A 9,546-nucleotide genomic window follows, 5' to 3' on the forward strand; every position below is an offset into this window, starting at 1 on the left:
GCGCGCCTTGACCAGCGCGCGGTCCAGCTGCGGCATCCGCGCGGCGGGGGTTCCGGCGCGCGGCGAATAAGGAAAGATGTGCGCGTGGACCACGTCGCAGGCATCGAGGACCGACAGGTTGCCCGCGTGCATGCTCGCATCCTCGGTGGGGAAGCCCGCGATCAGGTCTGCGCCAATGGCGATCTCGGGCCGCCGCGCTTTCAACCGTTCGACCAGCGCGATGGCTTGGGCGCGGCTGTGGCGGCGCTTCATGCGCTTCAAGATCATGTCGTCGCCCGATTGCAGCGAGATGTGGACATGCGGCATGATGCGCGGCTCGCCAGTGATCAGGTCAAACAACCGGTCATCGATCTCGACCCCGTCGAGCGAGGACAGGCGCAAACGCGGCAAATCTGGGACCAGCATCAGGATGCGTTCGATCAACATGCCGAGTGTCGGCGATCCGGGCAGATCGGGGCCATAGCTGGTCACGTCTACCCCGGTCAGCACCACCTCGGCATAGCCACGTTCGACCAGCGCGCGCACCGCATCGACCACCGCGCCTGCGGGCACCGAGCGGCTGTTGCCCCGGCCAAACGGGATGATGCAAAAGGTGCAGCGATGGTCGCAACCGTTCTGCACCTCAACGAAGGCGCGGGCGTGTTCGGCATAAGCGGTGGCAAGGTGCGGCGCGGTCTGGCGCACCGCCATGATGTCTGAGACGCGCACCCGATCATTGGCACGCGGCGCAAAGCTGGTGATGTCCAGCTTGTCGATGTTGCCGACCACCCGGTCCACCTCAGGCATGGCGGCGAACATCGCTGGGTCGGTCTGCGCGGCGCAGCCGGTGACGATGATGCGCGCATCGGGGCGAGCCTTGCGTGCCTTGCGGATCGCCTGCCGGGTCTGGCGCACCGCTTCGTTGGTGACCGCGCAGCTGTTGATGATTACCAGATCGTCGTGCGCTGCTGTCAGATCACGCATCGCCTCGCCCTCGGCGATGTTGAGGCGGCAACCCATGGCGATGATCTTGGGGCCACGGCGGGGCAGGATGACGGGGGCGTTCATCGCTCAGATATCGATGCTGCCGGTGAAGACATGGCTGGTTGGCCCGGTCATCGACACATTGCCGCCCGGCTGCCAGTCAATGGTGAGCGTGCCACCGGGAAGATGCACCGGCACCGGGCCTGAAACCAGCTTGCGCGCGATGGCGGCGACGGCAGTGGCACACGCCCCTGTGCCGCACGCAAGCGTCAGCCCCGCGCTGCGCTCCCACACACGCTGCGTAATGCCGTGCGCATCAATGCTCGCGACATTGACGTTGACCCGCTCGGGGAACAGCGGATCGTGCTCAATCTGCGGCCCCAGCCGCGCCAGATCGACTGCATTGGCGTCGGGCACGAAAAACACGACATGCGGGTTGCCCATGTTGACCGCCGCCGGATCAGTCAGGTCCTCCCAGCCGACCGGCAGGTGCGCGGTGTCCATTGCATAGGCCAAAGGGATCGCATCCCAGTCAAAACGCGGGAGCCCCATATCGATGGTGACCGCGCCGTTGCCCCATGTGCCATGCAAAACGCCGGCACCGGTCTCAATCGTTATATCGCGCGCGACCAGCGCCACGACACAGCGCGTCGCATTGCCGCACGCCGCCACTTCGCTGCCATCATGGTTGAAAATCTGCATCGCCAGATCGGCCTTGTCAGAAGCGCGGATGACGATCAGCTGGTCGCAGCCGATGCCCCGTTGGCGATCCGCCAGCCAGCGCACCTGCTCGCCGGTCAGCGTCAGGTCATGCTCGCGGGCATCGAAGATGACAAAGTCGTTGCCCAGCCCGTGCATCTTGTGAAAGCGATGGTGCGCCATGCGCGCGGCTTTAAACTGATGGGGCGGACTTTACAAAGCGCAATCCTTGGAGCCCCGCCGGGTGCCCGCTTGCTCGCCGTTCACTCGCCGCTGGCAAGCTTGCGCGGCTCTGCGTCCGGTTTAGCATCCATGGGTTCGATCAGCTGCGGCAGCAGGTCGAGAAGGTTCTGGTCGGCGAGCAGCCGCCGCGCCTGTTCAACCGACAACGGCTGGCCGAAATAGAAACCCTGGCCCTTGGCGCAGCCGATCTTGGACAGATGCGCAATCAGTGCGCCATCCTCGATCCCCTCTGCGGTGATCGGCAGGCCCATCGACTCGCCGAGCAGCGCGATGGTCTGCACAATCGCCCGGCTTTCCTTGCTCTCGTTCATTGAGGTGATGAAGCTGCGGTCGATCTTGATGCGGTCAAACGGCAGCGCACGCAGGTGCGCCAGCGAGCTGTAGCCGGTGCCGAAATCGTCGAGCGCAACGCGTACGCCCTGGTTCTTCAGGCTGCCAATGATCGATTGGGCAAGGCCCATATTCTCGAACAGGCAGCTTTCGGTGATCTCGATCTCGAGCCGGTTGGCGGGAAAGCCGGTCTCCACCAGCAGTTTGACGATCTTTTGCGCCATCCATGGGTCGCGCAGCTGCACCGGCGAGATATTGACCGATATCGTCAGCTCCTGGTTCCAGCCGCGCGCATCAATCATCGCCTGCCGCATGACGCAAGCAGACAGATCGCCGATCATGCCGGTGTCTTCGGCAATCGGGATGAAGATGTCGGGCGCGACCTGGCCAAGCTCGGGCGAGTTCCAGCGCGCCAGCACCTCAAAGCCGATCAGCTGGCCCGATGCCAGATCGATCTGCTGTTCGTAATAGGGCACGAATTCGCCGCGTCCGATGCCGATGCGCATCCCCGATTCGATCTTGTTGCGGAACTGGACTTCGCTCTCCATCCGCAGATCAAACCAGCAATAGCGATTGCGGCCCTGCTTTTTGCTCGCGTACATCGCAATGTCGGCGCGGCGCATCAGCATGTCGAGGCTGTTGTCGCACTGGTCGGCGCGGGCAATGCCGATCGATGCGGTCACGGCCAGTTCGGCATCGCCATAGCCTGCCGGACCGACCACGGGCAGGCTGATCTGCTCGATCAGGTCCTCGGCCACGCGCTGTACTGTCTCGGGGAAGTCGGCGTCGAAAATGAATGTGCAGGCGAATTCGTCGCCGCCCAGGCGCGCGACATAGCTGTTGGGTGGCATGGTGGCGCCCAGCCTGCGGGCCACCTCGACCAGCACCTTGTCCCCGGCATCATGGCCCTGAATGTCGTTGATATTCTTAAAGTTATCGAGGTCGATCATCAGATAGGCGAAGGTCATGTCGCGCCGCGTCGCCTGGGCGATCAGTCCGGCCGAGGCCTCGCCCAATGCGCGCCGGTTCAGGCACCCGGTCAACGGATCAGTGACCGCCAGCGTCTTTGCCTGCTCTTCGGCATTCTTGTGATGGGCGATTTCCTTGTTCAGCTCCCCATAACGACGCCAGCCCAATATGATCAGCGCGATGTTGAGCATGAGCGCCGTCACCGCGACATTGTCAGGAGAAACGCCGGTGTTGAAAAAGCGGTTGATCGCATTGGGGACCACGCTGCCGGCTGTGCCGACAAACAGCAGGATAGCAGCGGTCATGATGCCGCCTGCGACAAAATCACGGCCCTGTCCGGCACGCCTTGCCAGATCGTCGATATTTGTCGATGTCGCCGGTGTGGTCTTCATCTCGAACGGTGCCAATCCACGATGTGACAGGCAGCGCTGCCGGTCAGATGCCACATGCTAGAAGTTGAGCGTTAAATTAGCGTTTACGCTTGACCCAGACGATGACAGTGAATTCGTTTCAACAGCGCGACTTAGATGGTTAGCGCATTGTTAAGCGGTCAACGTGCGGTGATGCTGGTTGCATTTGCCCGGTGGTAGGCTTGCCAATAGGCCGCGCCTCGGCTATGCGCCGCATCAATTCGGAGAATCTCGTGGATGATCCGATGTCCAGTTTAGCCGCAACAGCCGCATCGTCGGCACATGCGTGCGCCGGTCGGCGAGGTTTCGCCCACCGGCGTTTTGTGTGTTTTTGCGCGGCGAACGGGCGATGTGCAGCTTATGTTGGCGGGTGAAGGAGATATGAGACATGTTCGATAATCTGTCCGACCGCCTTGGCGGGGTGTTTGACCGGCTGCGTGGCCGTGGCGCGCTGAAGGAAGAAGACGTCCGCGCGGCCATGCGCGAAGTGCGCATCGCGCTGCTCGAAGCCGATGTCGCGCTGCCCGTGGTCCGCGATTTCATCAACACCGTCACCGAACAGGCTGTCGGTCAGTCGGTGCTGAAATCAGTCGCGCCCGGCCAGCAGGTCGTCAAGATCGTCAACGACGCACTGACCGAGATGCTGGGGTCTGAGGCGAGCGAGCTTGACCTTGCCGTCGCGCCGCCCGCCGTCATCATGATGGTCGGCCTGCAGGGATCGGGCAAGACCACCAGCACCGCCAAGATCGCCAAGCTGCTCAAGGAAAAGCACGGCAAAAAGGTCATGATGGCCTCGCTCGACGTGCAGCGCCCCGCCGCGCAGGAACAGCTCAAGGTGCTGGGCGAGCAAGTCAGCGTCGCCACGCTGCCGATTGTCGCCGGGCAGATGCCGGTTGATATTGCGCGACGCGCACTGCAGGCGGCCAAGCTGCAATCGTTCGACGTCGTGATGCTCGATACCGCAGGGCGTCTGCATGTCGACCAGCAGCTGATGGACGAGATGAAGGCGGTCGCCAGCGAGTCGACGCCGAAGGAAATCCTGCTGGTTGTCGATTCGCTGACCGGGCAGGACGCGGTCAACGTTGCGCAGAACTTTGCCGAGCAGGTGCCGCTGACCGGCGTGGTGCTGACCCGCATGGACGGCGACGCGCGCGGCGGTGCGGCGCTCTCGATGCGTGCCGTCACCGGTCGTCCGATCAAGTTCGTCGGCGTGGGCGAAAAGATGGATGCCATCGAGCCGTTCCATCCCAGCCGTGTTGCGGGCCGCATCCTCGGCATGGGCGATGTCGTCAGCATGGTCGAAAAGGCCGCGGCGACGGTCGAGAAGGAAGATGCCGACAAGCTCGCCGCCAAGATGGCCAAGGGTCAGTTCGATATGAACGACCTGCGCACCCAGTTGCGGCAAATGACCAAGATGGGCGGCATCGGCGCGCTCGCGGGCATGATGCCGGGGATGAAAAAGGCCAAGGCGGCCATGAGCGCGAGCGGTATGGACGACAAGGTGCTGGTGCACATGGACGCGATCATCGGATCGATGACCCCCAAGGAGCGCGACAAGCCCGCGCTGCTCAACGCCAAGCGCAAGATTCGCATCGCCAAGGGATCGGGCACCACCGTGCAGGACGTCAACCGGGTGCTGAAAATGCATCAGGAGATGGAAGGCGCGATGAAGAAGATCCGCAAGATGGGTGGCCTCAAGGGGCTGGCCGCGATGTTCGGCGGTGGCGGGGCGGGTGGAATGGGTGGCCCTGGCGGCATAGGAGCCGGCGGCAAGATGCCGAGCGAGGAAGACATTGCCGGGCTGCTTGGAGGCGGAGGCAAGGGCATGGCAGGCGGCCTGCCGGGCCTGCCCAACGGGCTTCCCCCCGGCTTTCAGAATTTCAAGAAAAAGTAGATCAAACGTCAATTTATCAGAAAGGTAAGGTTCCAATGTCTATTTCAATGCGTCTGTCGCGCGGCGGTTCCAAGAAGCGCCCCTATTACAAGATCGTCGTCGCCAACAGCCGCGCGCCGCGCGACGGCAAATATCTTGAGCAGGTCGGCATTTACAATCCGCTGCTCGCCAAGGACAGCGGTGAGCGGGTCAAGATCAACGAAGAGCGCGCCAAGCACTGGCTTTCTGTGGGCGCGCAGCCGACCGACCGGGTCGCCCGTTTTCTCGACGTGCTCGGCCTTAAGGAACGCAAGGCGAGCGTGAACCCCAAGAAGGGTGAGCCCGGCGAAAAGGCCAAGGAACGCGCCGAAGAAAAGGCCGCCAAGATTGCTGAAGCCGAAGAAGCTGCCAAGGCCGCTGAAGAAGCCAAGAATGCTCCGGCTGAAGCGCCTGCTACCGAAGAAGCCCCGGCTGAAGACGCCGCTGCAGCTGAAACGACTGAAAGCTGAGCATGAAAAGCCCCTCTCCTTTAGGGGAGGGCTTGGGGTGGGGCCTGCACTTTAACGGCCCCGCCGCCACCTCACGCTTGACCCATCATGGCTGACCGCCCGATCACTCTCGCCGTTATCGTCGGCGCGCATGGCGTGACCGGGGAGGTGCGCCTCAAGCTGTTCGGCTCCGGGCTTGACGGGGTGAAGGAGCACAAAAGCTTCAATGACGGCGCACTGACGCTCACCTCGCTGCGTCCGCAAAAGGACATGGGCATCGCGCGCTTCGCCGAGGTTGCCGACCGCAACGCGGCAGAAAAAGCGCGCGGCACAGAACTCACTGTGCCGCGCGCCGCCCTGCCGCCGCTGGCCGAGGGCGAATATTATTATGCCGACCTGATTGGTCTGGCGGTTGAGTCTGAAACCGGCGAGGCTTTGGGCACCGTGCGCAATGTCGAGAATTTCGGCGCGGGCGATGTGCTGGATATCGCGCGGGCTGATGGCAAGACGTTCATGGCCCCGGTCGCCGCCAGCGAGATTGCTGGCGAGCGCATCGTGATTGACGCTGCTTGGGCCGAATAGTATATACATCACGTATATACAGGAGGCCAAGATGGGCAAGGAATACAAGGCGAAGAGCTTCAAGTCAGGCAATTCGGTCGCGATTCGCATGCCTGCAGCGCTAGGTATCCAGCCGGATATGGAATGGACCATCGTTGAGGACGACGGCAAATTGGTGATTGAACCGGTCCAGCGCCCAAGAAAAACCATCGATGTAAGTGGGTTTTGGGGCAAGGCACTGGATCTTCATGTGCCAATCCGCGAGGATTTTGAAGAACGGCCAAGCGCTGTCGCTTCAAGGCTCAAGATTGAGCAGCCGTGATAAAATACCTTATAGATTCAGATTGCGCGGTCTATGCGATGACAGCGCGATTTGAGCCGCTTCGGGTTCGCTTTGAACAACACGAACCGGGCACGATTGCCCTATCGGCGATCTCGTTTGCTGAGATTTTTCTGGGGTCAGAGCGCGGAAAGCCGCCACCTGTGGATGTGTTGGAAGCCTTTTTGGATCAGATACCTTTGTTGGCCTTTGATGAAGCGGCGGCGCGCGCATATGCAAAAATGCCCTTCAAGCGCGCCCGTTTCGACCGGTTGCTCGCAGCTCACGCATTGAGCATCGGCGCTACGATAGTGACAAACAACGAGGCGGATTTTGCCGATGTGCGGGGGTTGAAGGTTGAGAATTGGACGCTCGGATTAGAGGTACCGTTGTGATTGGTGGCAAGTGGTCGTCTGAATGGTTGTCGCAGAACTGGTTCGTGCCGCTGGCCATCGTGCTGGCCGCGCTGGCATGGGTCATCGGCTCGCAGATTGCGGCCATGCCTGACAGACGGGCCCTCGCTCAATTCGAGGCGGCACTGACGTTTGATGTCGTGTTCACGTTGCCCGCTCTGTATTGGCTGTGTTACCGACATTATAAAACCCGGATCGCACTGGCGCTGCGCATCGTGGCGCTGCAGTGCCTCGGCATCTACTGGGCCACCTGGGTCATTCCTGAAGATGCGCGAAACATCCTTCCATATCTTGAACCGGTGCGTATGGCTGGTCTTGTGATGCTTATAGCCGTCGAATTGCGGTTGTTGTTCATGGTGTTGCGCCTGGTGTTTCGGCCCTCCACCGATGTTGATTCCCTCACGCAGGAGGGCGTGCCGCCATTGCTGGCCAAATTGATGCTGGCCGAGGCACGGTTCTGGCGGTGGCTCTTCACCTGGTGGCGCAGATGACACAAGCGGCATCTGCTTGCTGGTCAGCCCAAATCCTTACCCTTTACCCCGAGATGTTCCCCGGACCGCTGGGCCACAGCATTGCCGGGCGCGCGCTGGCGGAGGGGCGGTGGTCGCTGGATGCCATCCAGATTCGCGATTTTGCGACCGACAAGCACCGTAGCGTCGATGATACGCCCGCAGGCGGCGGGGCGGGGATGGTGTTGCGCGCGGATGTGCTCGCCAGCGCGGTTGATCATGCGCTGGAACGGTCGCCCGATACTCCTGTGATCGCGATGACACCGCGTGGGCACCCGCTGACGCAGGCCCGTGTTCGCCAACTCGCCGGCGGCCCCGGAGTCACGATATTGTGTGGCCGGTTCGAGGGATTCGACGAGCGCCTGTTCGAAGCGCGCGCCATTGAGGAAATATCGATCGGCGATTACGTGCTGTCAGGCGGAGAAACAGGCGCTTTGGTGCTGCTTGACGCTTGCGTTCGGCTGCTGCCCGATGTAATGGGCGCGTCTTCCAGCGGAGACGAGGAATCGTTTGAGAACGGTTTGCTTGAATATCCGCACTACACCCGACCTCAGATATGGGAAGGGCGCGCGATCCCCGAAGTGCTGCGATCGGGGGATCACGCGAACATCCGGGCATGGCGTGAAGCCAGTGCTGCGGAGATCACACGGCTAAGGCGGCCGGATCTTTGGGAGCGCCATGGGGGTGCTCCGGATCAGTCGCCCTCTGGTGCGCGGCGAAAAACATGAGGACAGGTCAATGAACCTTATCCAGACGCTTGAAGCAGAAGCTATCGAGGCATTCAAGAGCACCAAGACCATCCCCGATTTCCGGGCTGGCGATACCCTGCGCGTCGGCGTGCGCGTCGTTGAAGGCGAACGCACGCGTGTACAGAACTACGAGGGCGTGTGCATTGCGCGCTCCAACCGGGGCCTTGGCTCCAACTTCACCGTGCGCAAGATTTCGTTCGGCGAAGGGGTCGAGCGCGTATTCCCGCTTTATTCGCCCAACATCGATTCGATCACCGTTGTACGTCGCGGTGTCGTGCGTCGTGCCAAGCTCTATTATCTGCGCGGCCTGACCGGCAAGCGCGCCCGCATCGCCGAGCGCCGCGACAACCGTCCGGCCAAGGGCACCACCGAAGCCTGATCGTCTCAGGCTGCGGCATGAACATGATCTCGCTGTTTAGTCCTGGCCTTTGAAAGGGCGGATTGACGGAGCGGATTCGATTGACGGAAGCGCAGATTGTCGGGGTGTTGCAGGAATCGTTAGCGAGACTGAAGGTTCTAGCGAAGACTGCCGATCTTGCCTGCAAACATGATGTGTCGGAGGTGACGATCTAAAACTGGAAGGCCAAGTACGGCGGCCTTAAGGTTTCGAAGGTGACGCGACCAAACGCGTAGAAGGACGAAAATGGACGCCTCACGCGGCTGCTGGCCGTCGAGGTTGGGGACACGCGGCCCTGAAGGACCTGCTGTCACAATATAAGGGTACGCTACGCCATCGCTTGCTTCAGCGCTTGAACGCTGGATTACAGGTGTGAATCCCCCTCACCCTACAGGTGCCCGTCTGCGATAGCTCAGCGCTTCTGCCACATGCACGCGGCCCACCGTCTCGGCCCCGCTCAGGTCCGCGATTGTGCGTGCCACCCGCAGCACCCGCGTATAGCCGCGCGCTGACAGCCGCATTGCTTCGGCGGCGCGGGCCAGCAACTGGCGGGCGGGTTCGTCGGGGGTGGCGTGCTGTTCCAGCGCCTCGCCGTCGATCTCCGCATTGGTGCGCGCCTTGAT

The 9,546-nt window shown here is 61.9% G+C and carries 11 protein-coding genes and 1 pseudogene; 8 read left to right on the forward strand and 4 right to left on the reverse strand.

Translation table 11 applies throughout. The annotated features are described in order from the left end of the window. The 3 genes from mtaB to ACEW8G_RS12580 all read right to left on the reverse strand — a co-directional run. Positions 1–1,047: tRNA (N(6)-L-threonylcarbamoyladenosine(37)-C(2))-methylthiotransferase MtaB (gene mtaB, locus ACEW8G_RS12570; RefSeq protein ID WP_373488756.1), on the reverse strand; the 1,047-nt coding region annotated here is incomplete at its 3' end. A 3-nt stretch (positions 1,048–1,050) separates the two neighbouring features. After that, the gene (gene dapF / locus ACEW8G_RS12575) at positions 1,051–1,845 is read right to left on the reverse strand and encodes a diaminopimelate epimerase (protein WP_373488757.1); all 795 of its coding nucleotides are present in this window, start codon (positions 1,843–1,845) and stop codon (positions 1,051–1,053) included. Positions 1,846–1,925: 80 nt separating this feature from the next. Next, positions 1,926–3,596 (reverse strand): putative bifunctional diguanylate cyclase/phosphodiesterase, encoded by a 1,671-nt coding sequence (locus tag ACEW8G_RS12580; RefSeq protein WP_373488758.1) that lies wholly within the window; start codon positions 3,594–3,596, stop codon positions 1,926–1,928. Positions 3,597–4,002: 406 nt separating this feature from the next. Here ACEW8G_RS12580 and ffh point away from each other — a divergent pair, with 406 nt between their 5' ends. From ffh to rplS, 8 genes are all read left to right on the forward strand, one after another. Beyond that, a complete protein-coding gene (gene ffh / locus ACEW8G_RS12585; RefSeq protein ID WP_373488759.1) occupies positions 4,003–5,508 on the forward strand; it encodes a signal recognition particle protein in 1,506 nt (501 codons plus the stop codon). 35 nt (positions 5,509–5,543) lie between these two features. Continuing rightward, positions 5,544–5,996 (forward strand): 30S ribosomal protein S16, encoded by a 453-nt coding sequence (gene rpsP, locus ACEW8G_RS12590; RefSeq protein ID WP_373488760.1) that lies wholly within the window; start codon positions 5,544–5,546, stop codon positions 5,994–5,996. Between the two features lie 87 nt (positions 5,997–6,083). After that, positions 6,084–6,557: a ribosome maturation factor RimM gene (gene rimM, locus ACEW8G_RS12595; RefSeq protein WP_373488761.1), complete on the forward strand. Its 474-nt coding sequence runs from the start codon at positions 6,084–6,086 to the stop codon at positions 6,555–6,557. 31 nt (positions 6,558–6,588) lie between these two features. Then, positions 6,589–6,858, forward strand: coding sequence for an AbrB/MazE/SpoVT family DNA-binding domain-containing protein (locus ACEW8G_RS12600; protein ID WP_373488762.1), 270 nt, complete (start codon positions 6,589–6,591; stop codon positions 6,856–6,858). Beyond that, positions 6,855–7,250 (forward strand): type II toxin-antitoxin system VapC family toxin, encoded by a 396-nt coding sequence (locus ACEW8G_RS12605; RefSeq protein WP_373488763.1) that lies wholly within the window; start codon positions 6,855–6,857, stop codon positions 7,248–7,250. Before ACEW8G_RS12600 ends, ACEW8G_RS12605 begins: the two co-directional genes overlap by 4 nt. Then, positions 7,247–7,759, forward strand: a complete 513-nt coding sequence (locus ACEW8G_RS12610) for a hypothetical protein (protein WP_373488764.1) — start codon at positions 7,247–7,249, stop codon at positions 7,757–7,759. The genes ACEW8G_RS12605 and ACEW8G_RS12610 overlap by 4 nt, the downstream gene beginning before the upstream one ends. Next, positions 7,756–8,505 (forward strand): tRNA (guanosine(37)-N1)-methyltransferase TrmD, encoded by a 750-nt coding sequence (gene trmD, locus ACEW8G_RS12615; protein ID WP_373488765.1) that lies wholly within the window; start codon positions 7,756–7,758, stop codon positions 8,503–8,505. The genes ACEW8G_RS12610 and trmD overlap by 4 nt, the downstream gene beginning before the upstream one ends. 10 nt (positions 8,506–8,515) lie before the next feature. Then, positions 8,516–8,905, forward strand: a complete 390-nt coding sequence (gene rplS / locus ACEW8G_RS12620; RefSeq protein WP_373488766.1) for a 50S ribosomal protein L19 — start codon at positions 8,516–8,518, stop codon at positions 8,903–8,905. 401 nt (positions 8,906–9,306) lie between these two features. Here rplS and ACEW8G_RS12625 read toward each other — a convergent pair. Beyond that, positions 9,307–9,546, reverse strand: a pseudogene (locus tag ACEW8G_RS12625) (ATP-binding protein); the annotation flags it as partial.

The organism is Blastomonas sp. (assembly GCF_041747255.1).
Lineage (GTDB): Bacteria > Pseudomonadota > Alphaproteobacteria > Sphingomonadales > Sphingomonadaceae > Blastomonas.